This window comes from Propioniciclava sp., from assembly GCF_036744435.1.
In the GTDB taxonomy this organism is placed as follows: domain Bacteria; phylum Actinomycetota; class Actinomycetes; order Propionibacteriales; family Propionibacteriaceae; genus Propioniciclava.
The window spans coordinates 1-25,865 of record NZ_DAIOIA010000034.1 but is presented as its reverse complement, the minus strand read 5'-3'; the positions used below and the strand labels follow the sequence as shown (position 1 = coordinate 25,865).

At 69.4% G+C, this 25,865-nt stretch carries 26 protein-coding genes and 1 tRNA gene; 19 read left to right on the top strand and 8 right to left on the bottom strand.

The genetic code is table 11. The features are described 5' to 3' along the window. Window positions 1-54: 54 nt before the first annotated feature. Window positions 55-1,737 carry a DUF885 domain-containing protein gene (locus V7E09_RS06395; protein WP_324511180.1) on the bottom strand — a complete coding sequence of 561 codons (1,683 nt, stop codon included), beginning with the start codon at window positions 1,735-1,737 and terminating at the stop codon, window positions 55-57. A 113-nt stretch (window positions 1,738-1,850) separates the two neighbouring features. Between V7E09_RS06395 and V7E09_RS06390 the strand changes: the two genes are divergently transcribed. Beyond that, window positions 1,851-2,150 (top strand): YciI family protein, encoded by a 300-nt coding sequence (locus tag V7E09_RS06390; RefSeq protein ID WP_324523171.1) that lies wholly within the window; start codon window positions 1,851-1,853, stop codon window positions 2,148-2,150. 172 nt (window positions 2,151-2,322) lie between these two features. Continuing rightward, entirely contained in the window at window positions 2,323-3,045 is a 723-nt protein-coding gene (locus V7E09_RS06385) for a glycerophosphodiester phosphodiesterase (RefSeq protein ID WP_324511178.1), read from the top strand. Window positions 3,046-3,099: 54 nt separating this feature from the next. On the opposite strand, the gene V7E09_RS06380 is transcribed toward V7E09_RS06385, so the two are convergent. Then, window positions 3,100-3,759 carry a GNAT family N-acetyltransferase gene (locus V7E09_RS06380; RefSeq protein ID WP_324511177.1) on the bottom strand — a complete coding sequence of 220 codons (660 nt, stop codon included), beginning with the start codon at window positions 3,757-3,759 and terminating at the stop codon, window positions 3,100-3,102. A gap of 135 nt (window positions 3,760-3,894) precedes the next feature. Here V7E09_RS06380 and V7E09_RS06375 point away from each other — a divergent pair, with 135 nt between their 5' ends. Genes V7E09_RS06375 through V7E09_RS06365 form a run of 3 tightly spaced genes read left to right on the top strand, consistent with a single transcriptional unit; the run spans window position 3,895 to window position 6,193 of the window. After that, on the top strand, window positions 3,895-4,227 hold the full coding sequence (locus V7E09_RS06375) for a PadR family transcriptional regulator (protein ID WP_324511176.1): 333 nt from the start codon (window positions 3,895-3,897) through the stop codon (window positions 4,225-4,227). Further along, window positions 4,224-5,120 carry a hypothetical protein gene (locus V7E09_RS06370; protein WP_324511175.1) on the top strand — a complete coding sequence of 299 codons (897 nt, stop codon included), beginning with the start codon at window positions 4,224-4,226 and terminating at the stop codon, window positions 5,118-5,120. The genes V7E09_RS06375 and V7E09_RS06370 overlap by 4 nt, the downstream gene beginning before the upstream one ends. Continuing rightward, window positions 5,117-6,193: a CPBP family intramembrane glutamic endopeptidase gene (locus tag V7E09_RS06365; protein ID WP_324523170.1), complete on the top strand. Its 1,077-nt coding sequence runs from the start codon at window positions 5,117-5,119 to the stop codon at window positions 6,191-6,193. Before V7E09_RS06370 ends, V7E09_RS06365 begins: the two co-directional genes overlap by 4 nt. A 28-nt stretch (window positions 6,194-6,221) precedes the next feature. Here the strand turns inward: V7E09_RS06365 and V7E09_RS06360 are convergent, their stop codons facing one another. Further along, window positions 6,222-7,862, bottom strand: coding sequence for an FAD-binding protein (locus V7E09_RS06360; protein ID WP_324523169.1), 1,641 nt, complete (start codon window positions 7,860-7,862; stop codon window positions 6,222-6,224). A 54-nt stretch (window positions 7,863-7,916) separates the two neighbouring features. Between V7E09_RS06360 and V7E09_RS06355 the strand changes: the two genes are divergently transcribed. Next, window positions 7,917-8,522, top strand: coding sequence for a helix-turn-helix domain-containing protein (locus tag V7E09_RS06355; protein WP_324511173.1), 606 nt, complete (start codon window positions 7,917-7,919; stop codon window positions 8,520-8,522). A gap of 289 nt (window positions 8,523-8,811) precedes the next feature. Here V7E09_RS06355 and upp read toward each other — a convergent pair whose 3' ends face one another. After that, complete coding sequence (gene upp, locus V7E09_RS06350; protein ID WP_324511172.1) at window positions 8,812-9,453, bottom strand: uracil phosphoribosyltransferase; 642 nt, start codon at window positions 9,451-9,453, stop codon at window positions 8,812-8,814. Between the two features lie 110 nt (window positions 9,454-9,563). Here upp and V7E09_RS06345 point away from each other — a divergent pair, with 110 nt between their 5' ends. The 4 genes from V7E09_RS06345 (at window position 9,564) to V7E09_RS06330 (ending at window position 11,328) form a co-directional block, all read left to right on the top strand. Beyond that, window positions 9,564-10,187 (top strand): tRNA adenosine deaminase-associated protein, encoded by a 624-nt coding sequence (locus V7E09_RS06345; RefSeq protein WP_324511171.1) that lies wholly within the window; start codon window positions 9,564-9,566, stop codon window positions 10,185-10,187. 69 nt (window positions 10,188-10,256) lie between these two features. Then, window positions 10,257-10,706: a nucleoside deaminase gene (locus tag V7E09_RS06340; protein ID WP_324511186.1), complete on the top strand. Its 450-nt coding sequence runs from the start codon at window positions 10,257-10,259 to the stop codon at window positions 10,704-10,706. Then, the gene (locus V7E09_RS06335) at window positions 10,703-11,179 is read left to right on the top strand and encodes a YdcF family protein (protein WP_324511170.1); all 477 of its coding nucleotides are present in this window, start codon (window positions 10,703-10,705) and stop codon (window positions 11,177-11,179) included. The genes V7E09_RS06340 and V7E09_RS06335 overlap by 4 nt, the downstream gene beginning before the upstream one ends. A gap of 63 nt (window positions 11,180-11,242) precedes the next feature. Next, window positions 11,243-11,328, top strand: a tRNA-Ser gene (locus tag V7E09_RS06330). Between the two features lie 1,027 nt (window positions 11,329-12,355). Here V7E09_RS06330 and V7E09_RS06325 read toward each other — a convergent pair. Continuing rightward, the gene (locus V7E09_RS06325) at window positions 12,356-14,887 is read right to left on the bottom strand and encodes a glycoside hydrolase family 65 protein (RefSeq protein WP_324511169.1); all 2,532 of its coding nucleotides are present in this window, start codon (window positions 14,885-14,887) and stop codon (window positions 12,356-12,358) included. Further along, a complete protein-coding gene (locus V7E09_RS06320; protein ID WP_324511168.1) occupies window positions 14,884-15,621 on the bottom strand; it encodes an HAD family hydrolase in 738 nt (245 codons plus the stop codon). Before V7E09_RS06320 ends, V7E09_RS06325 begins: the two co-directional genes overlap by 4 nt. 155 nt (window positions 15,622-15,776) lie before the next feature. Here V7E09_RS06320 and V7E09_RS06315 point away from each other — a divergent pair, with 155 nt between their 5' ends. Both V7E09_RS06315 and V7E09_RS06310 read left to right on the top strand, forming a co-directional pair. Then, entirely contained in the window at window positions 15,777-16,253 is a 477-nt protein-coding gene (locus tag V7E09_RS06315; RefSeq protein ID WP_324511167.1) for an SRPBCC family protein, read from the top strand. Between the two features lie 54 nt (window positions 16,254-16,307). Further along, complete coding sequence (locus tag V7E09_RS06310) at window positions 16,308-16,535, top strand: RNA-binding S4 domain-containing protein (protein ID WP_324511166.1); 228 nt, start codon at window positions 16,308-16,310, stop codon at window positions 16,533-16,535. Window positions 16,536-16,604: 69 nt separating this feature from the next. On the opposite strand, the gene V7E09_RS06305 is transcribed toward V7E09_RS06310, so the two are convergent. Beyond that, entirely contained in the window at window positions 16,605-17,279 is a 675-nt protein-coding gene (locus tag V7E09_RS06305) for a GntR family transcriptional regulator (protein ID WP_324511165.1), read from the bottom strand. Window positions 17,280-17,445: 166 nt separating this feature from the next. Between V7E09_RS06305 and V7E09_RS06300 the strand changes: the two genes are divergently transcribed. The 6 genes from V7E09_RS06300 to V7E09_RS06275 all read left to right on the top strand — a co-directional run bounded on the left by V7E09_RS06300 (window position 17,446) and on the right by V7E09_RS06275 (window position 24,382). After that, window positions 17,446-18,597, top strand: a complete 1,152-nt coding sequence (locus tag V7E09_RS06300) for a 4-oxalomesaconate tautomerase (protein WP_324523168.1) — start codon at window positions 17,446-17,448, stop codon at window positions 18,595-18,597. Beyond that, a complete protein-coding gene (locus V7E09_RS06295; RefSeq protein WP_324511163.1) occupies window positions 18,594-19,640 on the top strand; it encodes an amidohydrolase family protein in 1,047 nt (348 codons plus the stop codon). Before V7E09_RS06300 ends, V7E09_RS06295 begins: the two co-directional genes overlap by 4 nt. After that, window positions 19,637-20,335, top strand: coding sequence for a 4-carboxy-4-hydroxy-2-oxoadipate aldolase/oxaloacetate decarboxylase (gene ligK / locus V7E09_RS06290; protein ID WP_324511162.1), 699 nt, complete (start codon window positions 19,637-19,639; stop codon window positions 20,333-20,335). The genes V7E09_RS06295 and ligK overlap by 4 nt, the downstream gene beginning before the upstream one ends. Beyond that, window positions 20,335-21,252, top strand: coding sequence for an amidohydrolase family protein (locus tag V7E09_RS06285; RefSeq protein ID WP_324511161.1), 918 nt, complete (start codon window positions 20,335-20,337; stop codon window positions 21,250-21,252). Before ligK ends, V7E09_RS06285 begins: the two co-directional genes overlap by 1 nt. Before the next feature lie 14 nt (window positions 21,253-21,266). Further along, entirely contained in the window at window positions 21,267-22,763 is a 1,497-nt protein-coding gene (locus V7E09_RS06280; RefSeq protein ID WP_324511160.1) for a DASS family sodium-coupled anion symporter, read from the top strand. A gap of 137 nt (window positions 22,764-22,900) precedes the next feature. Further along, window positions 22,901-24,382, top strand: a complete 1,482-nt coding sequence (locus V7E09_RS06275) for a potassium/proton antiporter (protein ID WP_324511159.1) — start codon at window positions 22,901-22,903, stop codon at window positions 24,380-24,382. Window positions 24,383-24,427: 45 nt separating this feature from the next. On the opposite strand, the gene V7E09_RS06270 is transcribed toward V7E09_RS06275, so the two are convergent. Then, window positions 24,428-24,952 carry a LytR C-terminal domain-containing protein gene (locus V7E09_RS06270; RefSeq protein WP_324511158.1) on the bottom strand — a complete coding sequence of 175 codons (525 nt, stop codon included), beginning with the start codon at window positions 24,950-24,952 and terminating at the stop codon, window positions 24,428-24,430. Window positions 24,953-25,034: 82 nt separating this feature from the next. Here V7E09_RS06270 and V7E09_RS06265 point away from each other — a divergent pair. After that, the coding region (locus V7E09_RS06265; RefSeq protein WP_324523167.1) for a helicase HerA-like domain-containing protein at window positions 25,035-25,865 on the top strand (831 nt) is incomplete at its 3' end.

Below are 25,865 nucleotides of genomic sequence, written 5' to 3'. Positions count from 1 at the left end.
GAGGTGCCCCCGCCGCAGGGTCGGGCAGGGCACGCCCGCCGGAGCGCCCGTCGATCAGCTCACCAGGGCGTCGCGCAGCACCGACAACGGAACCGATCCCAGCTTCAGGGCGCGGGAGTGGAAGTCGCGCAGCGAGAACTCCTCGCCGCGGGCGCTCGCCTGAGCGGACGCCTCCGCACGGATCTGCTCCCACAGCCGCTGCCCGACCTTGTAGCTGATCGCCTGGCCGGGCCACCCCATGTAGCGGTTGAGCTCGAACCGCAGCGACGCCTCGTCCATGTTGACGTTGTCCTGCAGCAGGGCCCACGCCTTGTCGTAGTCCCACACGCCGCCGCCGTACTGCTCGAAGGCGGGCTTGCCCAGGTGGACGCCCAGGTCGACGACGACGCGGGTGGCGCGCAGCCGTTGCGAGTCGAGCATGCCGAACCGGTCGCCCGCGTCGGTGAGGTAGCCGAACTCGTCCATGAGGCGTTCGGCGTACAACGCCCAGCCCTCGCCGTGGCCCGACAGCCACAGGACGCCGCGCCGCCAGCGGTTCAGCTCCGCTGAGTTGTAGACGGCCTGCCCGAACTGCAGGTGATGCCCGGGCACGCCCTCGTGGTAGACGGTCGTCAACTCCCGCCACGTGTTGAACGTGGTGACCCCCGCCGGGACGCTCCACCACATCCGGCCCGGACGCGAGAAGTCGTCGGTGGGCGGGGTGTAGTAGATGCCGCCCGACTGGGTGGGCGCGATCATCGCTTCGATGCGTCGCAGCGGCTCGGGGATGTCGAAGTGGACGCCGTCCAGTTCGGCGACGGCCTCATCCGCCTTGGTCTGCATCCAGGTGCGCAAGGCGTCCGTGCCCTCGATCTGGCGGGCCGGGTCGGCGTCCAGGACGGCGACGGCGTCGGCGACGCTCGCGCCCGGACCGGCGATCTCCTGCGCGAGTGCCTCCTGCTCGGCGGTGACCCGGGCCAGTTCCTCCACGCCCCACGCGTAGGTCTCGTCGAGGTCGATGGTGGTGCCGAGGAACACCCGGGACGCGCGCTGGTAGGCCTCACGCCCGACGGCGTCCGCGGCGGGTGCGTGGGGGAGGACCTCCTCGCGCAGGAACGCCGCCAAGGTGCCGTAGGCCTCCCGGGCGACGGCCGCGCTCTGCGCCAGGGACGCGGCGAGCTCGCCGGACGCGGGAGCGCCGTCGACCACGGCGTCCGCAGCGAAACCGGTGAAGAACGAGGTGGCGGGGTCGGCCAGCCCGGAGGTCTCCTCGATCGCGAGCTCGACCTGGCGGCGGGCAGCGACGCGTCCCGCCCGGACGCCGGCGCGCAGCGTTTCGGCGTACCCGGCGAGGGCGGGGGCGAGCGCGGCCATGCGTCCGGCGATGTTCGCCCAGTCCTCGGCGGTGTCCTGGCCCATCAGGTCGAAGACGTTGCGGACGACCTGGATGGGGGAGGCGATGTTGTTCAGGTCGCGCTCGTGGTCCCCGGCCTCGTAGCTCTCCAGGTTGAGGCCGAGCCGGTCGCGCAGCGACGCGGCGGTGACGGCGTCGGTGTCGTCGACCGGGGTGAGGGCGTCGAGCGCGGCGAGGGTGCGGCGGTCGAGGTCGGCCTGCGAGGCGGCGCCTGCGGGTGACAGGTCGTCCAGGAGGTGTTCGCTGCCCGGGACGCCGAGCTCGGTGGCCAGCAGCGGGCTGCGTTCGAGCAGTGCGCGGGTGTAGTCGTCGGCCAGTTGATCGATGGCAGTGGTTTCTCTCACCCAGGCACCGTACCTCCGGGTGCGACCCTTTCCCGGCGAGTCATCGGGCACTCGTGGCGTGGCTGCATGTGCCGCCTGGCCGTGACGGTGCAGGGAGTGCTGTCATGGGTGGCATGTTCGTGGTGATCCTTGACTATGTTGCTGATTTGGCCGACATCGATGCTGCCCTGCCTGACCATGTGGCCTGGCTGGATCAGCACTACGGCAGCGGGCTGTTCCTCGCTTCGGGGCGTCGCGAACCACGCACGGGCGGGCTGATCTTCGCTGCCGGTGACCGCCCGGAGGTCGAGGAGGCGCTCGCCGGGGACCCCTTCGCGTCCAGGGGGCTCGCCCGCCACACGGTGCTGGAGTTTCACCCGTCCCGGTTCGGTGGTGCGCTGGACTCCGCGGCGGTGCAGGTCGCGCTCGGCTGACCGACCGGGGCGCGACTCGTCCCACGCGTCGCCCGGCCGGGGCAGGGGTGCGCGACCCGGCGGCGTCGTCCTGAGGCGGCGGCGCGAGGCACCCTCCGGTGGTGAGGGTCGGGTCGCGCCGGGGTTCGGGCGAGACTCGGAGAACGTCGGTGGGCGTGCCACGATGGGTGCCGTGACCAAGGTCTGGGCCCATCGGGGCGCGAGCGGATCGGCGCCGGAAAACACCCTCCCGGCGTTCGAGATGGCGATCGAGCAGGGTGCCGACGGTCTGGAATTCGACGTCCAGTTGACGCGCGACGACTACGTCGTCGTCATCCATGACGAGACCCTGGAGCGGACGACCAACGGCAACGGCTGGGTCGCCGACCACAGCCTGGAAGACCTCAAGCGACTCGATGCCAGCGCCGGACGGGAAGGGTTCGCCGGGGTGCGGATCCCGACCCTGGAAGAGCTGTTCGGGCTGGTGGCGGGGGCTGACGTCCGGCTGAACGTCGAGTTGAAGAACTCGCGGATCCCCTACCAGGGCATGGAGGAACGGGTCGTCGCCCTCATCGACCGGTTCGGGCTCCGTGACCGGATCATCCTGTCGTCCTTCGACCACAATTCCCTGCGGGGACTCGCTGAGGCGGGGGTGGGGCTGCCGCTGGGGGTCCTGTACTCCGAACCGCTGTGGCGACCCTGGAACTACGCGGTGAAGCTGGGCGCCTCCGCGCTGCACCCGTCACTGGCGGCGACCCGTCACAAGACGGTGGAACGCAGCCACGAGAACGGCCTGGAGGTCAACGTGTGGACGGTCAACGAGGCCGAGGACATGCTGCGGGTCGCCGAGTGTGGTGCGGACGCCCTCATCACCAATCATCCTGAGGTCGCGCGCGGCGTCCTGGACGCCCGCTGATCCTTTGCCGCAGGCGGGTGGTGACGCCTCGCGCCTGCGCCGGCACCCCGGATGTCAGGGCTCGATCCCGACGAAGCGGCGCATCGCCTCCGCCCCAGTGACGGTGATCGGCTCGCCGCGCACCAGGTCCTCGGGCAGCAGCAGCATGCGCTGCAGCGTGCCCCGCGCGTCGCGGGGGTGCTGCCAGTCCAGGCCGTTCTCCCGGTAACCCACCTTCTGCGAGACCCGGATCGATGCGGGGTTGTCGGTGAACGCCGCCGAGGTCACGAACTCGAAGCCGAGTTCGTCGAAGAGCAGCGCGCAGAAGGCCCGGCGCATCGCGGTGCCGATGCCGCGGCCCTGGAAGCGGCGTCCCAGCCACGAGCCCGTTTCCCCGAATCGCAGCGTCGGGAAATCGCGGGTGGCGACCCCCTGGACGCCGACCACGCTGCCCTCCCATAGGACGCACAGGTTGAGCTCCCACGCGTCGACGCTGAAGGTGGCCAGCGTCCGCCACCACCATTGCAGGTAGTGAGAGGGGAGGTCGGCGTCGGAGGCGTCGGTCCAGGGGAACGAGAACGGCATCGTCTCGTGGTCGTGCACGCCGTCGCGTGCGACGTCGACCAGCGTGAGGACCTCCTCGGCGCCGATGCTGCGCAGTTCCAGGGGGCCGGCGGTCACGCGCAGGCCCAGTGGGGGGAAGGCGTGGGCCAGGCGCTCCTCGATGTCGCTCATGGCTGGCTCCTTCCCGCCCCGGGCACGGTCGCGCGGGCGTGGGGCCAGCCTAGGCGGACGCGGGAGCGATCGTCCGCGGTCGCTTGTGCAACCGGGATGCTTGTGAAGCAAGGTACCTGGCGATACCCTGAAGTGGTGAATGAGCAACGCACCGCCCAGATCCGCAAGGGCGTCGTCGAGCTCGCCGTCCTGGCCCTGCTGGCAGACGGGGAGCGCTACGGCTCCCAGATCGTCGAGGAGTTGGGAGCCCAGCCTGCGCTGGCGCTCACCTCGGGCACGGTCTACCCGCTGCTGGCCCGCCTGCTGAAGGCGGGGTTGATCGACTCCAGTTGGCGCGAGTCGCCGGTGGGGCCGCCCCGCAAGTACTACGCCCTCACGGTGCAGGGCCGGGCCGCATACGCCGATCTGCACGACGCATGGCGGGCGGTCCGCGCCGCCGTCGACACCCTGGTGAAGGAGAACCGATGATCCGCTCCCTGGACGACCTGAGCCCCGCCACCGCGCAGGCGGCCCGCCGCTGGCTGGACGCCTCCGTGGCGCACCTGCCACCGGAGTACCGCGGGGTGGTTCGCGACGACATGCTCGGCTCGATGTACGCCGCCGTGGAGCCGGACATGACGCCGGAGGCGTTCGCCACGGCCGTCGCGGGTATCCCCGCGTTCGCCGCGCCGCTGGCCGCCGATGAGGCCCCCGAAGGGGAGTCGCGCCTGCAGGGCACCTGGCACGGCATTCCCTACGACTTCCGCCCGCCCACCGGCGATCGGATCCGCCAGTCGATGTGGAACCCGGCCGACCCGCGGCTGCTGCGGCCCCGCGCATTCGGTGCGGGCTGGGATCTCAACCTGGCCGCCGTCGCCGTCCGGCTGGGGATCCTCGAACCCGACGCGGAGGACGTCCCGTTCACGTCGGTCCCCGAGAGCGGCTATCGAGTGGCCGCGGCCCTGCCGCTCGTGCTGACCGCCGCGGTGGTCGCCCACTACGTCGTGCGCGGACGCACGCTCGCCGACCCGCTGCCTCGCCACTGGTCGGCGTCCGGACGGCCCGACGCCTGGACGCCGAAACGCGCGGCGGCCCGCACCGATCTTCTCGTCGCCGCGGGCGCGGGCGCCTTCGGGCTGACCGCGCTGCGTCCCAGCCGCTCCGGAGCCGAACGTGCCGGACGCCTCGCCCTCGCCACGGCCGCCGCAGGCTGTGCCGCCGCGATCACCGTGGCCCGCTCGGTGCCGCGCGGTGGTTGGTGGGTCGGACCCTTGACGGTGGGATCGATGGTCGGCGGTGCCGCACTCCCGCTCCTCGGGCTGGCGCTGGCAGGACGCCGCGGCGAGCAACGCCGCGACCTCGCCGAGGAGGCCGGCCGATGAGCGGAACAACCCACGACGGCGTGCCGAACGCCGACGGCGGCCCGCTCCTTCCCGCCGCCTCTCACTCCCGCCGCACGGGCGTCCATTGGCGCGCCGTGGCCGTCTACTACGTGCTCGCCGTGGCGGGTTGCGGGCTCGCCGCGCTGGTCCTGGTTCTGATCGGCGCCACGATGGGCGGCGGCCTGACGGGCATCGTGGCGGGCGCGGCCGCCATGCTGGCACCGCTCATCGCAGGCGTGGTTGTCGAGCGGTTCGTGTTGCACCGGCCCACCCTCCTCAGCCGCGGATGGGCGTCCTTCACGGCCGCCAAGCTACGCACGATCGGGCGGATCGCAGGCTGGGGTGCGGTCGGCTATGCGGCGGTGGTCGCCGGCGTCTTCGCGACAGCGGGCCTCGCGTCAGGGCGGGTTCCCGGGGCGGGCACCTGGGTCACGCAGGCCCAGTTCGATCAGATCCTCAGCGCCGCCCAGCCCGCACTGGCCGGGCAGAGCGTCCCAATCGGGCTCGTGGTCGGCTCCACGCTGGTCCAGGCCCTGGTCGCCGGATTCACGATCAACGGGCTTTTCGCCTTCGGTGAAGAATACGGCTGGCGCGGCGTCCTGGCCGACCAACTCGCCCCCCTCGGAATGGTGCGCGCGAACCTGCTCACCGGCGTCCTCTGGGGTCTGTGGCATGCCCCGCTCATCGCCCTGGGCCACAATTACGGCGGCCAATGGGCCGTGGGAATCTGGCTGTTCGTCCTGATCACCACGCCGTTGTCATTCATCTTGTGGTGGGCGCGACGGCGCTCGGGATCGGTCGTGACGTCGGCGGTGATCCATGGTGCATTCAACGGTTTCGCCGGGCTGTTGTCCCTCCTGCTCGTCGGGGCGGAGGTGCTGATCGCGGTCCCGGTGGGGGTCCTGGCCGGAGTCGCCTTGAGCGTCGTCGCGGGGATTCTGTGGCTGGTTCCGGGCCTACGTCCGCGCAGCCGTGACGCCGCGGCGGGCACTGGACTGACGCCGCCTCGCGCTGTCCCCACCCCCCCCCACGGCCGCCCGCCGAGGACTGAGCCCAAGCCTGCCGAGGACTGAGCCTAGCCCGTCGAGGACTGAAGAGGTGTCAGTCTTGGTCGCGTGCCATGCGTCGCGCCGCTCGCATGCCGAACACGGCTGCCGGGCCGATCGTCGAGCCCGGTCCGGGGTAGGTGTGCCCCATGACGGAAGCCGAGTTGTTCCCCGCGGCGTACAGACCGTCGATGACGGAGCCGTCCTCGCGCAGCACCCGACCATCCACATCGGTGAGGGCGCCTCCCTTGGTTCCCAGATCCCCGACCACCAGGCGGTAGGCGAGGAACGGGCCGCGCTCGATCGTGCCCAGGCAGGGGTTGGGGTGCACGGTCGGATCCCCGTAGTAGCGGTCGTAGGCCGAATCGCCCTTGTGGAAGTCCTGGTCGCGTCCCGAACGGGCGAAGCCGTTGAACCGGTCGATCGTGGCTTGGAAGGTCGCCCGATCCAGGCCGAGCTTCTCGGTGAGTTCGTCGAGAGTGTCCGCCATGACCGCGATGCCTTCCGCAGCCATTGCCTTGTTCAACTTCGGGTCGAGGGCGAACGTGCGCAGGTAGCGGCGCCGGTGCCGCACGTCGAGGATGAACCAGTAAACGCCGTCCCTGTCGTGCTCGAGCATGTGATGTCCGAGGTCGACGTACGACTCGGCTTCGTTCGCGAACCTGCTGCCCCGCGCGTCCACGATGATCGAGTAGGGCAAGGACCGCTCGCCGACGATGAAGGACGGCTCCCCGTTCTCGACGGGGGCAACCGATGCGCCCCACCAGGCGTCGTCCATGAGTTCGAGCGCCGCGCCGGCCTCCTTCGCCATCGCGATCGGATGCCCGAGGTTTCCGGGGTTCCCCGAAGGGACGCCGTCGACCCCCTGGTAGGTGCGACGCCACTCCTTGTTGTGGTCGAAGCCGCCACCGGCGAGCATGACGCCGCGCGTGGCCGCGATCGTCACGGTACGGCCGTCCTGGGTGGTGCGCACCCCGACGACGCGACCGTCCTCGACGACGAGTTCTTCGACGGGCGAGTTCACCCGCACGGGGACGCCGTTCCTCACGAGCACGGCGTGACCGAACGAAGCCGCGAGCCCTGCGCCGATCCCCAGTTGGCGTTGTCCCCTGACCAGGCCGCCGAGCGTCCGGAACACGAACTGGGCGCCGCGGGCGAAGCCGCTGGGCGTGGACCAGGCGCGGCCGAGCAGCCAGACGTCATCGGTCTTGATCGGGATCGGCATGAGCACGCGCAGGGTGTCGTACAGCCCCCCGAGTTTCTTGCCGTCGAACGGTTTGGCCTCGATGGCGCGGCCGATCTTGCCGCCCGCGAGTTCCGGGTAGTAGTCCGGGTAGTCGGCCGCGCGGGTGAAGACCATGCCGTGCTTTTCCGCCGTGAGCACGAAGTCCTCGACGCCGTCGACGAACGCTTCCTTGTGTGCCCGGGACGTCGATCGGCTGACCTCTCCGACGCACTCCTCGAGGTAGGCCAACGCCTCCTCGCGCGAGTCGCCGACGCCGGCGCGCTGCATGAGCGGGTTGTTGGGCAGCCACATGCCGCCGCCCGACATTGCGGTGCTGCCACCCCATTTGTCGGTGCTCTCGAGCATGAGGACGCTGAGGCCGGCGTCGGCGGCCCCCAGGGCCGTGCCGAAGGCGGCACCGCCGGTGCCCACCACGACGACGTCATATCGGAGGTCAAAGGAATCGGGCATCGGTAGCTCCTCGCTCATCCGGACAACTCTGTCCGGTTCACTATAGTGGGCGAGGTGAGCGTTGGGGAGTCCGGAGCGAACCGCGGGCCAGCGGCCGGGCCAGCCAACCGGCGGGCCATCCTGCGCGCTGCCAGGGTGCTGTTCGTCGAGCGAGGCTACCGGGTGCCGCTCAGCGCGATCGCGCGTGAGGCGGGGGTCGGTCAGGGCGTCCTGTATCGCCACTTCCCGACGAGAATCGACCTTGCCCTGGCGGTCTTCGAGGAGAACTTCGCCGAGTTGGAGTCACTCGCCACGGACGCCCGGCCCGGCGCCTTCACCACCGTGTGGAATCGCCTGGTCGAGCTGACGATTTCCGAGGCCGCCTTTCTGGAGGCGGTCATCGATGCCCGGCGGACTCTTCCGGACTACGACGGCGGCCAGCGACTCCGCGACCTCATCGGGCCTCTCCTGTCGCGGGCGCAGGCGTCCGGGGAGGTGCGTGCCGGGGTGACCACCGGAGACCTGTTGATCGTCCAGAGGATGATCTACGGCGTGGTTGTCACGTCCCAGGACGCCGACGAGGCGCGCCGGGCGGCACGCCGGGCGCTGACGCTGCTGGGTCTCGGGATAACTGAGGGTGATCTGCCGCGGACCTCGATGGGTGCGCAGCGCGTCCGTTGAACGGCGCGATCGCGCAGGCGGTCGTCACGTTGCCGGAGCCGGTCTGGCGTCCCGCGGCGAAGTCATCGGCCCGATGCGCCCCAGTCATGGGGAGTGGTATCCCCAGTCCTCGGCGCTCATGTCCTCAGTCCTCGACGTGGCCAACCTCAGTCCTCGGCGCGAGGCGCCGCAGTCCTCGCCGAGGACTGCGGTTCAGCCTCCCGAGGACTGAGGCCCAGCCCGCCGAGGACTGAGGCCCAGCCTCCCGAGGACTGCGGTTCGGCCTGCCGAGGACTCGGGCGGGTGGAGGCTATTCGGCGAGGCCGTAGAGACGATCGCCTGCGTCGCCCAGGCCGGGGACGATGTAGCCGTGATCGTTGAGGTGGTCGTCCACGGCGGCGACGACGAGGGTGCAGGGCACGTCGATGGGGTCGACGAGTCGACGCATGTTCTCGATGCCCTCGGGGGCGGCGAGCAGGCAGATACAGGTGATGTGATCAGCACCGCGGTCGACCAGGAACTTCACGGTGCCACCGAGTGAGCCACCGGTGGCGAGCATCGGGTCGAGCACGTAGCACTGACGCCCCGACAGGTCGTGGGGGAGGCGTTCGGCGTAGGTGAACGGCTGCAGCGTCTCCTCATCGCGCACCATGCCGACGAAGCCGACCTCCGCGGTCGGCATGACGCGCATCATGCCTTCGAGCATGCCCAGGCCGGCGCGCAGGATCGGGACGACCAGCGGCAGCGGGTGAGACAGTCGGGGGCCTGTCGTGGTGGTGATGGGGGTGACCACCTCGACGTCCTCGACGCGGACCTCGCGGGTGGCCTCGTAGGCAAGGAGCGTCATCAGCTCGTCGACCAGGCGCCGGAACGTCGGTGAGTCGGTGGTCACGTCTCGCAGGAGACGGACCTTGTGGGCGACGAGCGGATGGTCTACGGCGATGAGTTCCACGGCTCCATTGTGGCAGCCGAGGCGCCTGTGGGGGTGCCCGCTCAAGGTTGTCCACGGGGTGCCGAACCTTCCGGAGTCTGCGACGATGGGCATCGACGAAAGGAGCCACCATGGCCGGAGACGACGAGGATTTCGACGCCGACCTCGCAGACCGCGGCGACGACCGGCCAGGCGTGGACGAGGCGAACGACGACGACTTCTCCGCCCTAGGGCTCGACGACGACCTCGACGACGATGACGACGACTACCCCGATGACGCGGGTGAGGACGAGATCGACCTGGTCGTCGCCTTGTATCGCGAAGACGGGACGCCGGTCGTCCAGTCGCTGGAGTTGGATCTTGCCAACGATCTCGACGCGCTGATCGAGGCTCTACGGCGCATGCCCGGGGACGCGGGCACGGTCGGTATGGTCAGCATCGATCAGGACGTGTTCGTGATCGTGCGGGTGCGGGGCCGGGTGGTCCAGTTGATGCTGTCGGATTCGATCGCCGCACAGGACTGGCCGATCGCCCGCGACGCGGTCGACTACCTCGGGGTGGACGCCCCCGATGAGGAGGACGATTCGGAGCCCGTCGGGGATCTGGATCTGTTCGCCGATGTCGGCCTGCCCGAGATGGAGATGGAGGCCATCTGCGAGGAGTCCGACGATTCGTTGGAGGCGCTGGAGGAGATCGGCGAGAAGCTCGGTTTCGGCAAGGCTCTGTCGAAGATCGTTGCCGCCCTCGATCTGTAGGCGGCTGTGCCCGGTGACTTCGCGGTAGCCGGCGTCCCCGCGGCGGGGGCGTCGCGCTGGCTGCCCGCGATGCGGCAGGCGCTGGAATGCGCCCGGCAGGCAGGCGCGTGGGGCGACGTTCCCATCGGGGCCGTCGTCCTGGACGCCTCGGGTGCGGTCCTCGCGACGGCCGCCAATGAGCGCGAGTTGACCGGTGATCCCACCTCGCACGCGGAGGTCTTGGCGTTGCGTCGTGCCGCAGCGACGCTGACACAGCGGCATGGCGAGCGGGGTTGGGATCTGGCGGGGTGCACCCTCGTGGTGACGCTGGAGCCGTGCGCCATGTGCGCCGGTGCGCTGGTGAACGCCCGCGTGGACCGACTCGTGTACGGCGCCCACGACCCGAAGGCGGGTGCGGTGGCGTCGGTGTTCGACATCGTCCGCGACCCGCGGCTCAACCACCGCGTCGAGGTGGTCTCGGGGGTGCTGGCGCACGAGGCCAGCGACCTGTTGCAGGCCTTCTTCCGGGGGCAGCGATGAGCGCGTCCGTGCTGGTGCTGGGCTGCCGCGGACGCCCCGACGGGACGCCGTCGCCGCGGCAGCAGTGGCGCGTGGATCTGGCGGCCCGCACGGTGAGGCCCGGCGACGTGGTGGTGTTCTCCGGCCGCGGTGAGGCCGCCACGATGGCCGCTGACTTCGCTGCCCGCCACCCGGAGGTGTCGGCATCGGTGCAGGTCGTGCTGGAACCGCAGGCCACCACTACCTGGGAGAACGTGGGGTACGCCGCCGACCTGATTCCGCCCGGCGGCATCGTCAGGATCGTCTCCGATCCGTACCACGTGCCGCGCGCCGTCGAATACTGGGTGCGGCGGTTCCCGGACCGCGCGGGTGAGTTGCGCCCCGGCGTGTCCGGTCGGTTCGAGGAGCACCCGCTGCTCGCGGCGAGCGCGATGGTCTATGCGGGGCTGGTGCGCCCGGTGCGGGGGAGACTGACGCGTCCGCGACGCCGGTGAGCCGCGGGTCGGGCCCGGTGCCGGATTGGCGCCGGGGCGGGCCGAAACGATACGGTATCCCGCGGTGGCGTGTCCGAGCGGCCGAAGGAGCGCGCCTCGAAAGCGCGTGATGGGTCTCCCATCCGTGGGTTCAAATCCCACCGCCACCGCCGCCACGGGCTGTTCACGAAAGTGACCGGCCCGTCTTCACGAAAGTCAGGAACGTCGTCCCGCGTGCGGGGCGGCGTTCTTCTTCTTGGTGCGGCGGCTCGGGTGTGGGTGTCGTCGGCCGGTCCTGGTCCGACGGTGGAGGAACGCTGGGGCGTGGGGCGAGCGGTCGTGGCGGCCGAGGCTGCTGCTGGCAAGGGTGTGGTGCACTACCTTGTGGGGGCTGCGGCGCGCTCCCCTCCTCCCGCACTTGCGAAGAACGCCCCTCGAATCGGCCAATGAGGCGCGCCCGAGTGGGTCAGCGTTTCACTGTCACGATCATCCTCACGATGCGGAGGGCCGATCTGCGCATGCGGTGGGCTTGATGCTTCTCCTGAAGCGTTGGGGTAGCGACAGTTGATATAGGGGCGCTCGCACGTCGCTCCGAGGTGCTTTGCGCGACGCTCAAGATTACAGCCTTTCGCCTCAGGATCTGCACCGCTAAGAGTGGACCTACCATCGCCATGCCAAGGGTGCCAAGAATCGAGAAGAAAAGCTGTGTGAGAATCGGAACGATCCCATCGGCTTCACCGGGCGCAACAGTGCCACCCAGGGCCACGCCGACCGTGACGATTCCAGCAACGAAAGCGGCGGCCATCGTCAGCCCCCGGACAATCCCCCTGGCCGCGGACGCGCATGCCTCCATGCGCCATTGGAGGACTCTGCTCTCGTAGCCTCGAAGGGTGGCAGAGAGTTCGTGTGGGCGGAGCGGTTCTTCCCCCCAATCCTCGAGGTGCTTGTTGACCTGCTCCTTGATTCGGTCAACGCGGACACGTCGCCTCGCCTCGTGACGCGAGTGAGTAATTCTGGAGGATCCTCGCACGGGGGAAGGGGTGTGCGCTGGACTGTCCTCATGTGCGTTCACCCGTGTGAATGTAGTCCGCATCGCCACCGAAGAAGACGGATCGCCACCAGCCCGCAGAATAGTGAAGCGCCCTACATATAGCACCACAGCCAAGGTGGGGCCCGATAGTCCGAGCCCCACCCCTGTCAAGGTTGGAGCGACCCGAGATCCACGTCGTAGGAATCGCCGAGGCTCGGGTGATCCGGCACCGTCGTGCGGATGATCGAGCCATCCTCGCGAACCGAACCGGCGATGTCACGCAGCAACGGACGCCCGGGCAGGATCTCGATGGGCGTGAGCGCCACGGTGAGCGGGGCCTCGCGGGTGACGATCACGGGACGCCCCTGGACCACCAGCGGCACCTCGGGGGCGTCGCCGGTCTCCAGGGTGAACGTGATCGAGTCGTGCAGGACGTGGACGCGGAGTCGGTTGCCCTGCAGCGTCATCGGGAACGTCAGGGAGTCCCAGCTCTGCGGCAGGCGCGGGTCGAACGACCACGACCCCAGGTAGTCCCGCATGCCGCCGAAGCCGGCCACCAGCGCGTTCCACACCCCGCCGACGGACGCCACGTGAACGCCCGCATCAGCGTTGTGATGCAGATCCGCAAGGTCGACGTAGACCGCCGTCGCGAAGTAGGTCTCGGCCAGGTCGGCATACCCGACCTCCGCGGCGATGATCGACTGGACGACCGCCGACAGGGTCGAGTCGCCGGTGGTCAGCGGGTCGTAGTACTCGAAGTCGGCCCGCTTCTCCTCCAGGGAGAACTCATCGCCTTGCAGGTGCAGGGCCAACACGACGTCGGCCTGCTTGAGGACCTGGTGACGGTAGATCACCAGCGGGTGGTAGTGCAGCAGCAGCGGCAGCTTGTCCGCAGGAGTGTTGGGCAGGTCCCACATCTCCTTGGACAGGAAGTCGTCGTCTTGGGGATGGATGCCCAGCCTCTCGTCGAACGGCACGTGCATGCCCTCCGCGACCTGCGCGAACGCGTCGATCTCCTCCTCGGTCAGCGCCAACCGGTTCAGCACCTGCCGGAACGCCGACGGGTCCGTGTCGGCCAGCCAGCGCAGGTTCCGCACCGCCGCCCGCAGGTTCGCCCGCGCCATCACGTTCGTGAACAGGTTGTCGTTGACGACGGTGGTGTACTCGTCCGGACCGGTGACGCCGTAGATGTGGAAGGCGTCCTCCTCGGTCCCCGCCGTCCGCCGCCAGAACCCCAGATCGGCCCACAGGCGGGCCGTCTCGACGAGGACGTCGATCGCCTCCCGCTTGAGGAACGAACGGTCCCCGGTCGCCGCCACGTACTGCGACACCGCATGCGAGATGTCGGCGTCGATGTGGTACTGAGCGGTGCCCGCCGCATAGTAGGCGGACGCCTCCTCGCCGTTGATCGTCCGCCACGGGTACAGGGCGCCGCGCTGGTTCAGCTCGACCGCCCGGCGCCGGGCCGCGTCCAGCATCGTGTACCGGAACCGCAGCGCGTTCCGCGCATAGCCGGGCGACGTGTAGGTGAGGAACGGCAAGACATAGATCTCGGTGTCCCAGAAGTAGTGCCCGTCATAGCCGGAACCCGTGACGCCCTTCGCCGGGACGCCCGTGCCCTCGGCGCGCGCCGCCGCCTGGATGAGCTGGAACAGGTTCCACCGGACGGCCTGCTGGAGGGCGGGCTGCCCGCCGATCTCGACGTCGCTGCGCTCCCAGAAGGCGTCCAGCCAGGCGCGCTGCCGAGTGAACGCCGACTCGACGCCCTCGGCCTGGATGCGGTCCAGCGTGCGGCGGCAGCGGTCCACCAGTTCGACCGGCGGGATGCGCCGCGACGTGTGGTAGCTGACCGTCTTCGTGATCCGCAGGGTGGTGCCCTTGGTGGCCTGGACGCGGAACACCTGCTTGGCCAGATCCTGCTCGACCTGGGTCTTGACCTCGTACGCGTCCGTCGTCTCGATCTGATGGTCGGCCGCCACCGCGAGCGTCATGCCCGACTCGGTCACCCGATAACCGAGCACGACCCGGTTGCCCGCCTGGTCGTGCAGGACGGGCTGGAGGACGCGTCCGGACAGGTTGGCGCCGCGCCGCGGATCGAACCCGGCGCCCATCGCCGTCGACGTCATGTGGTACTCGTCGAAGCCGTCTTGCCGGTTGAGGATCTGCGCGCTGACGACCACGGGGGCGTCGGCGTCCAGCAGCGTCACCTCCAGGTCCATGACGGCGAGGTGCCGCTCGGCGAACGAGACCATGCGCCGCGACTTCACGTGCACGTGCTTGCCGGACGGGGTGCGCCACAGCAGTTCTCGGGTCAGGACGCCGTCGCGGAAGGAGAGCGTGCGTTCGTAGGACTCCAGGTCGGCCACGCTGATCAGCAGGGGCTCGTCGTCGACGTAGAGCCGCATGATCTTGGCGTCGGGGACGTTGACGATCGACTGGCCGACCTTCGCGAACCCGTAGGCGTCCTCGGCGTGGCGAATCGGCCACACCTCGTGGAAGCCGTTGATGAACGTGCCATGGGTGTGGGCGTCGCGGCCGTCCTCGACGTTGCCGCGCAGCCCCAGGTAGCCGTTGCCGACCGAGAACAGGGTCTCGTTCTTGCCGAGGTCCTCGGGCTCATAGCGGGTCTCGCGCAGCGCCCACGGGTCGACGGGGTAGCGGGAGCGGTCGATCGGATCCCCCGACAAGGTGGTGGTCATGCGTGTGCTCCGTTCACGTCGTCGACGAGTTCGCCCAGGTCCTCCACCACGATGTCGGCGCCCCGGGCGAGCAGGGAGTCGCGTCCGGCGCCGCGGTCGACGCCCAGCACCAGGCCGAAATGCCCGGCGCGGCCCGCTTCGACGCCCGAGTGGGCGTCCTCGACGACGACCGCGCGGGACGCGGGGACGCCCAGCAGGGAGGCGGCGTATAGGTAGGTGTCGGGCGCGGGCTTGCCGGCGATGCCTCGCTCGGCCGCGACGACGCCGTCGACGATGATGTCGAACCGGTCCAGGAGCCCGGCCGCGGCCAGCACCGGCCGGGCGTTCTTCGACGACGACACCACGGCCACCTCGACGCCGCCCCGGCGCGTCAGGGCGTCCAGGAACGCGACGCTGCCCGGGTACGGCTCCACGCCGTCGGACTCGAGGACGGCCGTGAACACGGCGTTCTTCCGGTTGCCGAGCCCGCAGACGGTGTCTGATTCGGGGGCGTCGGCCGGGTCCCCGAAGGGCAGGTCGATGCCGCGGGAGGCGAGCAGCGAGGCGACGCCCTCGTAGCGCGGCTTGCCGTCGATGTAGTCGAAGTAGTCCTGCGCCGTGTAGGGGGCGACGGCGCGTTCGGCGAGGAACGGTTCGAACAGGCGCGCCCAGGCGCGCATATGGACCTCAGCGGTCGGCGTCAGGACGCCGTCCAGGTCGAACAGGACAGCGTCCAGCGGATCGAACGTGGTCAAGGGTCCCCCAAACAAGGTGCGTGTGAACGTGCCCCTCGATTCTGCCAGCCGCGAGGCCATCTGAGAGCCCGAACATGCGCGAATGAGAAAAGCAGTTTCCTTGCGCTGTCGACCTCACAGGCCACAGACTGCTGCGGCCGACGAAAGGGGTCCTCGTGTCCGCTCCCACCGACAACTACCGGCTCGCCCGGTCCGTCACCATCGCCGCGTCCGCCGCAGCGGTCTTCCCGCACATCGCCGCGTTCCCCGCCTGGCAGGCGTGGTCTCCCTGGGAGGGGCTCGATCCTGACCTGCGACGGACCTACTCCGGGGCTGAGTCGGGGCTGGGCGCGCGGTACGCATGGGCAGGCAACAAGAAGGCGGGGGCCGGCACCATGGAGGTCGTCGAGGCCGAGGAGCCCGCCCGCATCGTGGTGGATCTGCGCTTCGAGAAGCCCTTCCCGGCCCAGAACCTGTCGACGTTCACGCTCACCGCGGTCGAGGGCGGCACCCGGGTCGACTGGGTGATGACCGGCCATCGAGGGCTGCTCATGCGCATCATGGCGAAGGTGATCCCGTTCGACGCGCAGATCGCCGGCGACTTCGAGCGCGGGCTGGCCCAGTTGAAGGCTGTCGCGGAGGCGTCCGCCTGACGGGTGCCGACGACGCGGCGACCCCGGGAGGCGGGGCGCGACTAGCATGCCCTCATGGGGCAACGCGGAGACATCGAGGACGTCGCGATCGGCGGAGACATGATCCGGCTGGGGCAGTTCCTACAGGTGGCGGGCCTCCTCGACACCGGCGGCCAGGCCAAGCAGGTCATCGCCGACGGTGAAGTCAGCGTCAACGGCGAGGTCGAGACCCGTCGCGGGCGTCAACTTCACCACGGGGACGTGGTCGCCGTCGGCGGCCAGGCGGTCCGCGTCCAGCCCTGACGCCGAGAGGTCCGCGCTGACGCGCGGGAGGCGCTCGCCTGATTGGCACCCAGGGAAGCGGTGCGCCGCCTAGATCGCCACCCACGGGGGCAGGTTGTCGTCATGGGCGACGGCGGACATGGCGCGCATGACGCTGGCGATGTGAGCCCGGGCGGCCGTGGCGGCAGCCTCGGGGTCGCGCGACTCCACGGCGTCGATGATCGCCAGGTGCTGCTTGACCGATTCCGCCGGGCGCCCCGGCATGAGCGCCAAGCGGAACTGGTAGCGCACGATCTGTGCGTTGAGCGTTTCGAGGAGCTTCGCTGCGGGGAGTTGCCCGCTGCATCGGGTGAGCCAGTCATGCAGGGAGCGGTTGAGCGCCGAATAGCCGAGATGGTCGCCCGCAGCCACGGCGGCTTCCATGTCGACGCCGATCTGACGCAGTTCGGCGATCTCCGCGTCGGTGGCCCGTCGCGTGGCGTGGGCGGCGCACAGCGCCTCCAGCACAGCGCGGCACTCGGTGATCTGGATCGCCTCGTCGAAGCTCACCTCGCGGATGCGCGCCCCCCGATGCGGGATGCGCTCCACGAGTCCCGCGTTCGTGAGGTCGACCAGCGCGCTGCGGACGGCTCCTCGGGTGACCCCGAAGCGCTCGGCCAGTTCCGCCTCCGTGAGGCGCTGCCCTGGCGCGAACTCGCCGCGGCGTAGCCCCTCGCGCAGGGCGGCCTCCGCCGTCCTGCGACCAGCGTCCCCTGATACCGACATGGCTCCACCTCCTCGATCACGTTCCGCCCTGCTCGATTATCCGTTGGAGATCCTGTCAAGCCAAGTTGTGACTAAATCTCACACGAAGTTGCGCGAGAGATTGTTAACAATCTAGGGTGCTGCGCAGGAGGTACACATGTCACAGCCGACATCCCGCCCACGTTCCGTGGGTAGTCAGACCGCCATCGAGTGCCTGTTCATGCGTGGGGGCACCTCGCGGGGCACCTTCTTCATCGCCGAGGATCTGCCGACCGACCGCGCGCAGCGTGACGCGGTGCTGCTGGCCGTGATGGGGTCCCCGGATCCGCGCCAGATCGACGGACTCGGCGGCGCCACGACCCTGACCAGCAAGGTCGGCATCGTGTCCCGCAACGCGACGGGGGAGGCCGACCTGGACTTCCTGTTCGCGCAACTGCGCCCCGACAGCGACCTCGTGGACACGGTGCCGAACTGTGGAAACATGCTCGCCGCCGTCGTCCCGTTCGCGCTGGAGCGAGGCCTCGTCGAAGCCCAGGGGGATCAGTCGACCTTCTCCGTCCGAACACTCAACACCGGCATGGTCGCCGAGATCACGGTGGCGACCCCCCTGGACGCCGCAGGGGAGCGGGTCGTCGAGTACGCGGGCGATGCCCGGATCGACGGCGTCCCCGGTACCGCGTCCCCGGTCACCATCAACTTCCTCGACACGGCGGGGTCGGTGTGCTCCAGCCTGCTGCCGACCGGGCACGTGCGCGACCGCGTCGCTGTGGCCGAGGGCGACATCGAGGTGACGTGCATCGACAACGGGATGCCGCTGGTGATCCTGCGCGCCAGCGACGTCGGCTGCACCGGCCAGGAGAGCCCTGCCGAACTCGACGCCAACGCCGCGCTGAAGGCGCGCCTCGAAGAGCTGCGGCTGGCCTGCGGCGTCCTCATGGGGCTCGGTGACGTGACCGAGCGCAACTACCCCAAGATGACGCTCGTCTCCCCGCCGCAGCACGGGGGCGCGATCAACACCCGCAGCTTCATCCCGCACGTGTGCCACGACGCGATCGGCGTCCTGGCTGCCGTGACGGTCGCCACCGCCTGCGGGCTGGCGGGCAGCGTCGCCCACGACCTGGCCCACACCGAGCCCGGGCTCCGCCAGACGCTGGCCATCGAGCACCCCGCAGGGGAGTTCACCGTCGAGCTGGAGATCGACCCGGACAACCCCCTTCGCACCACCCGCGCGGCCCTGCTGCGCACCGCGCGCCTGCTCATGCGCGGCGACGTCCTCATCCCGCGTGGCGTCTGGGAACCCGACGGCGACGGCCTCCTCATCGGAAAGGAATCACGATGATCATCGACATCCACGGGCACTACACCACGGCGCCGCCCGCCCTGGGGGAGTGGCGCGACCGGCAGATCGCCGCGCTCGGCGATCCGGCCTCCGCACCATCGCCGGACTCGCTGCAGATCAGCGACGCCGACATCGCCGCCACCATCGAGGCCAACCAGTTGCGCCTCATGGACGAGCGCGGCATCGACGTCACGGTCTTCTCGCCACGCGCCAGCTTCATGGCCCACCACATCGGCGACTTCCAGACGTCCTCGACGTGGGCCGCGATCTGCAACGAGCTCTGCTACCGCGTCAGCACGCTCTACCCCGATCGGTTCATTCCCGCCGCCATGCTGCCGCAGTCACCGGGCGTCCCGGTGGCGACGTGCCTGCCCGAACTGGAGAAGACCGTCACCCAATACGGCTGCGTCGCCGTCAACCTCAACCCCGACCCCAGCGGCGGCCACTGGACGTCCCCGCCCCTGACCGACCCGTACTGGTTCGACCTGTACGAGGCGATGGAGCACTACGACATCCCGGCCATGATCCACGTCTCGACCAGCTGCAACCCGGCCTTCCACACCACCGGCGCCCACTATCTCAACGCCGACACCACGGCCTTCATGCAGCTGCTGCAAGGCGACCTGTTCAGCCGGTTCCCCGGGCTGCGCCTCGTGATCCCTCACGGCGGCGGCGCCGTCCCCTATCACTGGGGCCGCTTCCGCGGACTCGCCGACGCCCTCGGCAAGCCCGAACTGGACGAGCACCTGCTCCACAACGTGTTCTTCGACACCTGCGTCTACCACCAGCCCGGGATCGACCTCCTGACCCAGGTGGTGCCGACCCGCAACATTCTGTTCGCGTCCGAGATGGTCGGCGCCGTGCGCGGCATCGACTCCCGGACGGGACACCACTACGACGACACCTACCGCTACGTGTCGGCGACCCCCCATCTCACCCCCGACGAGCGTGCCCTCGTCTTTGAAGGCAACGCCCGCCGCATCTACCCACGCCTTGACGCCGCGCTCAAGGCCCTCACTGACAAGGAGAGTCCGTCCGCATGAACCGCGACACGCTAGGAGTGGTGCGCCGCACCATCCCCCGTCCTCCCCGGGAGGACGTGGCGGCGCTGGCCCCGTTCGGGGTGGCCACCGTCCACGAAGCCATGGGGCGCACCGGCCTCATGCGCCCCTATCTCCGCCCGATCTACCCGACCGCGCGCCTGTGCGGCCCGGCGGTGACGGTGCTCCTGCAGCCCGGCGACAACTGGATGCTGCACGTGGCCGCCGAGCAGGTGCAACCCGGCGACGTCGTCGTCGCTGCGTGCACCACCGAATCCGAGGACGGGTTCTTCGGTGAACTGCTGGCCACCTCGTTCCGGGCGCGCGGGGCCGTCGGCCTCATCATTGACGGCGGGGTCCGCGACGTGGCGGACCTCACCGCGATGGACTTCCCGGTGTTCAGCCGCGCGATTCACGCCAAGGGAACGGTGAAGGCGACCCTGGGATCGGTCAATATTCCCGTCGTGTGCGCGAACGCCCTGGTCGAACCCGGTGACGTTGTCGTCGCCGACGTCGACGGCGTCTGCGTCGTGCCGGGGAACCGCGTCGCCGAGGTCGCCGCCGCAGCCGCCGCCCGCGAAGCCAAGGAGGAGGCGAAGCGTGAGCAGTTCCGCGCCGGGGTCCTCGGCTTGGATCTCTACAACATGCGTCCGGCGCTCGAAGCCGCCGGGTTCACCTACATCGACGAGGACGTCTGATGCCCACCTTTGAGAAGACGCCCGGATGGCTCGACTGGTACGCCGACCCGTCGCAACCCCGCTTCCAGGTTCCCGCAGGGGCCGTGGACGCCCACTGTCACGTGTTCGGTCCGGGCGAGGAGTTCCCGTTCGCCCCCACCCGGAAGTACACCCCGTGTGACGCGAGCGACGAGCAACTGTTCGCGCTGCGCGACCGCCTCGGCTTCGCGCGCAACGTGATCGTCCAGGCAACCTGCCACGGCGCGGACAACTCGGCCATGCTGGACGCCGTCGCGAAGGCGGACGGCCGCGCCCGCGGGGTCGCCACCGTGAAGCCGGACATCAGCGAGGCCGCACTGCAACGCCTCCACGAGGGCGGCGTGCGCGGGGTGCGGTTCAACTTCCTCAAGCGACTCGTCGACGTCGTCCCCACCGCAGACCTGACGACCATCTCGCACAAGATCAAGGATCTGGGCTGGCACATCGTCATCTACTTCGAGGCGGCGGACCTGCCCGAGCTCTTCGACTTCTTCTCGGGCCTGCCCACCGACCTGGTCGTCGATCACATGGGACGCCCCGATGTCACCCAGCCGGTCGACGGACCCGAGTTCGCCCTGTTCCAGCGCTTCCTGGCGGAGAACCCGCAGGTGTGGTGCAAGGTGAGCTGCCCGGAGCGGCTCTCGGTCTCCGGACCGCCCGCGCTGAACGGCGAACAGGCCGCCTACCGCGACGTCGTCCCGTTCGCCCGCCGGATCGTGGAGTCCTTCCCCGACCGCGTCTTGTGGGGAACCGACTGGCCCCACCCCAACCTGAAGGACCACATGCCCGATGACGGGCTGCTGGTCGACTACATCCCCTCGATCGCCCCCACGGCAGACCTCCAACGGCGCCTGCTGGTCGACAACCCGATGCGCCTCTACTGGCCCGACGAAGTGTGACACAAGGAAGCGACATGACTACGGACACTGTGGCGCCGACGGCGTCGACTCCCCCGGCATCGCCGGCCGGCGGGAACAAGGTCAAGAGCGCCCGGCGGCGCCTGATCGAACTGGTGGGTTGCATCGCCTTGGTCGGCATCCTCGTCCTCCTCGGGCCTCCTGCCGGGCTGTCCTCGGCCGCCTGGACGGTCTTCGCGCTCTATCTGGGGGCCATGGCGGGTTTGATGCTGCGGCCGGTCCCCGAGCCGGTGGTCTTCCTGCTGGCGATCGGTGGCGCGGGGGTTGCGCTGAGTGGGTCGAAGGAGGTCGGTCTGGGTGATCTGCTGGCCGGCTACGCCGACCCGACCGCCTGGTTGGTGTTCTCTGCGTTCTTCATCGGAACCGCCTTCGCCGTCACCGGCCTGGGCAAGCGGATCGCCTACCTGCTGATCAAGGCGCTGGGCAACACCCCGCTCAAGCTGGGCGGGGTCGCCTGCCTCACCGATCTGATCCTGGCCCCGGCGACGCCGTCGAACGCGGTCCGGACGGGCGGGATCACCTACCCGATCATGCGCAACATCGCGGCCGCTCTCGATTCGGATCCCGGCCCTCAGGGCAAGCGCATCGGGCGCTACCTCACCATGGTCACCTACTACGCGAGTTTCGCCACCAGCACACTCTTCCTGACGGCGATCGCGTTCCTCCCCCTGACGGTGCGCGTCATCCGCGAGGGATTCGGGCTGCCCGCGGTCACCTGGATGGACTACGCCACCTGGGCGTTCGCGCCGGGCATCGTGATGCTGGCGATCGTCCCGCTGGCGGTCTACCTGATGGAGCGGCCGACCTTGACCCACATCGACAACAAGTCGATCGCCCGGTCCGGGCTGGACGAACTGGGACCGATGAGCCGACGGGAGAAGTGGCTCCTGGTGCTGTTCATCGCGGCGATCCTGGGCTGGGCGCTCGGAAGCTTCGCCGGGATCAACGCGAACGCCATCGCCATTTTGTTCGTGGCGTTGCTGCTGGTCACCGGCGTCATCGACTGGAGCGACATGCTCAACACCACCTCGGCGTGGACCACGTTCATCTGGTACGGCGGCGTCATCGGCGTGATCGGTGCGCTGTCCAAGACGGGGTTCTTCACGTGGCTGGGCGAGTTCATCCACACCTACATCAACCTGTCGGGCTGGCCGTGGCCGAGCGTGATGATCGTCCTCGTTCTGGTGGTCATCGCCTGCCGATACCTGTTCGCCTCCGGGGTGGTCTACGCGGGCACCGTCTTGCCGATCCTGGTCGCGATCGCGGCGGCCGCAGGCGTCCCGCCCTACCCGGCGCTCATGCTGCTGGCCATGGTGTCGATCTACGGCGGGCAGGTGACCCACTACTCAGGGACGCTGAGCCCCGTCCTGTTCGGGGTCGGGTACGTGAGTCAGAACAAGTGGTGGGCCATGAGCCTGGCCATGGCCCTGATCTGGGCCGTGATCAGCTTCGTGGTCGGTGTCCCGTGGTGGGGTCTGCTCGGCCTGTTCTGACCGGCGCGCCGCGTGCGAGTGGGTGGGGTGCCTGAAGCTTGGGCGCCCTGCCCCTCAGCTCTGCGCGGATGCGGCAACCCAGGATGGAACCGCCCCATGGCGCACACCCGAAACGATAAAATCGTGCAGGGGTGCCGATGAGCCTGGACGCAATGCTGCTGTTCGGTGCCGTCGTGGTGCTCGCAGCGGCGCTGGCCGCCCGGCTTGGTTCCCGCCTCGGACTTCCCTCTCTGCTGCTGTTCCTCGGGCTTGGCCTGGCCCTCGAGGTCGCTGGCATCAAGATGACCGACGCCTCCCTGGCGCACTCTCTCGGTTTCATCGCCCTGGTCTTCATCCTCGCCGAGGGCGGCTTCACCACCCGCTGGGTGGACATCAAGGGCTCGCTGTCGGTCGCCGGCCTGCTCGCGACCGTTGGCGTCGTCGTTTCCATCGGGCTCGTGGCGGCCCTGTGCTATTTCGGGTTGGGCTACGACCTGCCCCAAGCCGTCCTGATCGGGGCGATCATGGCGCCCACCGACTCGGCCGCAGTCTTCTCTGTGCTGCGCGGGTTACCCCTGCCCGCACGCGTCCGCTCCGTCTTGGAGGGCGAATCGGGACTCAACGACGCCCCCGTGGTGTTGCTGGTGTCGGCCGCCACCGCATGGACGATGGGGGAACTCCCCGAGGGCGGCGTCGCGGGGGTGGCGGGCCTGATCGTCGTGGAACTCGTCGGCGGCATCATCCTCGGGGCGGTGCTCGGCTATCTGGGTGCCCGCGTCCTGAAGGCGGTGGCGCTGCCCGCGTCGGGGCTCTACCCCCTCTCGGCCTTGGCCGTCGTCGTCACGGCCTACGGCACCGGTGTCGTCTTACACCTGTCGGGGTTCGCGGCCGTCTACGTGGCTGCGGTGATCCTCGGCAACAGTGCCCTGCCCCACCGCAACGCCACCCGGTCGTTCGCCGAGGGCATCGGCTGGATCTCTCAGATCGGCTTGTTCGTCATGCTCGGCATGATGGCTCGGCCCGAACTCCTCACCGGCCAGATGGTGGTCGAATCCCTCATCATTGGCACCTTCCTCACTTTCGTCGCCCGCCCGCTGTCGGTGTTCCTGTGCTCGGTGTGGTTCAAGGTCCCCTGGCGGGAGCAGGCGTTCATTTCGTGGGCGGGGTTGCGGGGGGCGGTCCCCATCATCATGGCGACGGTCCCCTTGGCCGCAGGCGCCCCCTCGGCCGAACGCATCAGTGAAGAGGTGCTCGTCTTCGTCATCGTGTTCACCCTCGTCCAGGGTCCGAGCCTGCCGTGGGTGGCCCGCAAGCTCGGCATCGTCGACGACGCGGCCGCCCTCGACATCGAGGTTGAGGTGGCGCCCCTGGACCGGATCCAGGCCGACTTCATGCAGGTGAAGGTCCCCGAAGGATCCAAGCTGCACGGCGTGACGATCGGCGAGCTGCGACTCCCGCGGTTCACCGTGATCTCGGTCATCCTCCGGGACGGTCATCCGCTGGTCCCGTCGCCGCTGGATCGGATTCAGGCCGGTGACGAACTGATGGTGGTGGTCCCGTCCGCGTCACGCGTCCTCACGGAGAAACGGTTCCGGGACGTGGGCCGTCACGGCCGCCTCGCCCGCTGGCTGCGGCAGTGAGGCAGGGCGTCCTCGTCCGGGACGCGGGCTCGACGAGGGGGAGCGCTACTCGCTGACGTCCGTGGTGGAGATCTGCGGGATGCAGGCGGTGCCGTCGGGCAGCGGCACGGACAGGGACGGCTGCTCTACAGCGGACGGCTGCTCGCTGCCGATGATGACGTCCACGGTGCGGTCGATGCGGCCGTCAGCCCGGAAGTCGACGTTCTCCAGAGCCTTGCGGACCAGGATGACCTCGGGGCTGTCCTCCGAATGACCCACCACCACCGACCGGGTGTAGTCGTCGCGGTCGGCGTTGACCCGGCGGTACACCTTGAAGCCGTCGGCGGACAGGATCGAGCCGAGGCGCTTGGCCAGGCCGTTGCTCTTGGAGCCGTTGAACACCTGGACGTACACGTGCTCGGGGGTGAGTTCGGGCCCGATCTGCTGCACGACGCAGGGCTCCGCCGGACGTTGGGCGATCGGCTCGCGGAGGGCCGCCCACCCCCACGTGGCGGTGAAATACACCAGGGCGAGCAGCAGCACCAGGGTGACGGGCGTCTTGAACGTCCGCACCATCTGATTCGTGTCCATGGTGTGCCTTTCCCAGGTTCGCGCGGCCAGCCTACTTCGTTGTGCGGATTCGGTGCCGCGCCGTGCCGCTAACCTGTCGCCCATGAGCGACGCGACCCAGGCGATCAAGGACGGCTACACCTTCGATGCGGACTCGATCGAATTGGGCGTCCTGGTGGACGACGGTCAGCCCGTTCCCGACGTCAAGATCCGAATCAGCCTGTCCATGCTCACCCGGCACGGCCTCGTGGCGGGCGCCACCGGCACCGGCAAGACCAAGACGCTGCAGTTGATGACCGAGCAGATCAGCAAGGCGGGCGTCCCCGTGTTCGCCGCCGACATCAAGGGTGACCTGTCCGGCCTGGCGATCCCCGGTCAGGCTAGCGAGAAGCTGCTGGCCCGCACGAAGGTGATCGGCCAGGAGTTCACCCCGGCGGGCAACCCGGTCGAGTTCTACGCGTTGGGCGGCGAAGGCACCGGGGTGCCGCTGCGCGCCACCATCAGTTCGTTCGGTCCGCTGCTGCTCAGCAAGGTGCTCGGCCTGAACGCGACGCAGGAGTCGTCGCTGTCGCTGGTGTTCTCCTACGCCGACCAGCACAACCTGTTGCTGCTCGACCTCAAGGACCTCAACGAACTGCTGAAGTTCCTCGTCTCCGACGAGGGCAAGCCCGAGTTGGCGAACATCGGCGGGCTGGCGAAGGCCACCGTCGGCGTCATCCAGCGGCAACTGTCGGGCTTGGCCGCTCAGGGCGGGGACCAGTTCTTCGGCGAGCCCGAGTTCGACACCGCCGACCTGCTCAAGGTCACCAGCGACGGCCTCGGCGTCATCTCGCTGCTGGAACTGCCGAACCTCGCCGACCGGCCCGCTCTGTTCTCCACCTTCTTGATGTGGCTGCTGGCCGACCTGTACGCCGACCTCCCCGAAGCCGGCGAC

What these genes read in the sequence shown, in the direction of transcription:
- V7E09_RS06275 (WP_324511159.1), top strand. Translation starts at nt 22,901, where the DNA reads ATGAGCCTGGACGCAATGCTGCTGTTCGGTGCCGTCGTGGTGCTCGCA.
- V7E09_RS06295 (WP_324511163.1), top strand. Translation starts at nt 18,594, where the DNA reads ATGATCATCGACATCCACGGGCACTACACCACGGCGCCGCCCGCCCTG.
- V7E09_RS06345 (WP_324511171.1), top strand. Translation starts at nt 9,564, where the DNA reads ATGGCCGGAGACGACGAGGATTTCGACGCCGACCTCGCAGACCGCGGC.
- V7E09_RS06370 (WP_324511175.1), top strand. Translation starts at nt 4,224, where the DNA reads ATGATCCGCTCCCTGGACGACCTGAGCCCCGCCACCGCGCAGGCGGCC.
- V7E09_RS06340 (WP_324511186.1), top strand. Translation starts at nt 10,257, where the DNA reads ATGCGGCAGGCGCTGGAATGCGCCCGGCAGGCAGGCGCGTGGGGCGAC.
- V7E09_RS06310 (WP_324511166.1), top strand. Translation starts at nt 16,308, where the DNA reads ATGGGGCAACGCGGAGACATCGAGGACGTCGCGATCGGCGGAGACATG.
- V7E09_RS06325 (WP_324511169.1), bottom strand. Translation starts at nt 14,887, where the DNA reads ATGACCACCACCTTGTCGGGGGATCCGATCGACCGCTCCCGCTACCCC.
- V7E09_RS06360 (WP_324523169.1), bottom strand. Translation starts at nt 7,862, where the DNA reads ATGCCCGATTCCTTTGACCTCCGATATGACGTCGTCGTGGTGGGCACC.
- V7E09_RS06285 (WP_324511161.1), top strand. Translation starts at nt 20,335, where the DNA reads ATGCCCACCTTTGAGAAGACGCCCGGATGGCTCGACTGGTACGCCGAC.
- V7E09_RS06380 (WP_324511177.1), bottom strand. Translation starts at nt 3,759, where the DNA reads ATGAGCGACATCGAGGAGCGCCTGGCCCACGCCTTCCCCCCACTGGGC.
- V7E09_RS06365 (WP_324523170.1), top strand. Translation starts at nt 5,117, where the DNA reads ATGAGCGGAACAACCCACGACGGCGTGCCGAACGCCGACGGCGGCCCG.
- V7E09_RS06270 (WP_324511158.1), bottom strand. Translation starts at nt 24,952, where the DNA reads ATGGACACGAATCAGATGGTGCGGACGTTCAAGACGCCCGTCACCCTG.
- ligK (WP_324511162.1), top strand. Translation starts at nt 19,637, where the DNA reads ATGAACCGCGACACGCTAGGAGTGGTGCGCCGCACCATCCCCCGTCCT.
- V7E09_RS06390 (WP_324523171.1), top strand. Translation starts at nt 1,851, where the DNA reads ATGTTCGTGGTGATCCTTGACTATGTTGCTGATTTGGCCGACATCGAT.
- V7E09_RS06305 (WP_324511165.1), bottom strand. Translation starts at nt 17,279, where the DNA reads ATGTCGGTATCAGGGGACGCTGGTCGCAGGACGGCGGAGGCCGCCCTG.
- V7E09_RS06335 (WP_324511170.1), top strand. Translation starts at nt 10,703, where the DNA reads ATGAGCGCGTCCGTGCTGGTGCTGGGCTGCCGCGGACGCCCCGACGGG.
- V7E09_RS06280 (WP_324511160.1), top strand. Translation starts at nt 21,267, where the DNA reads ATGACTACGGACACTGTGGCGCCGACGGCGTCGACTCCCCCGGCATCG.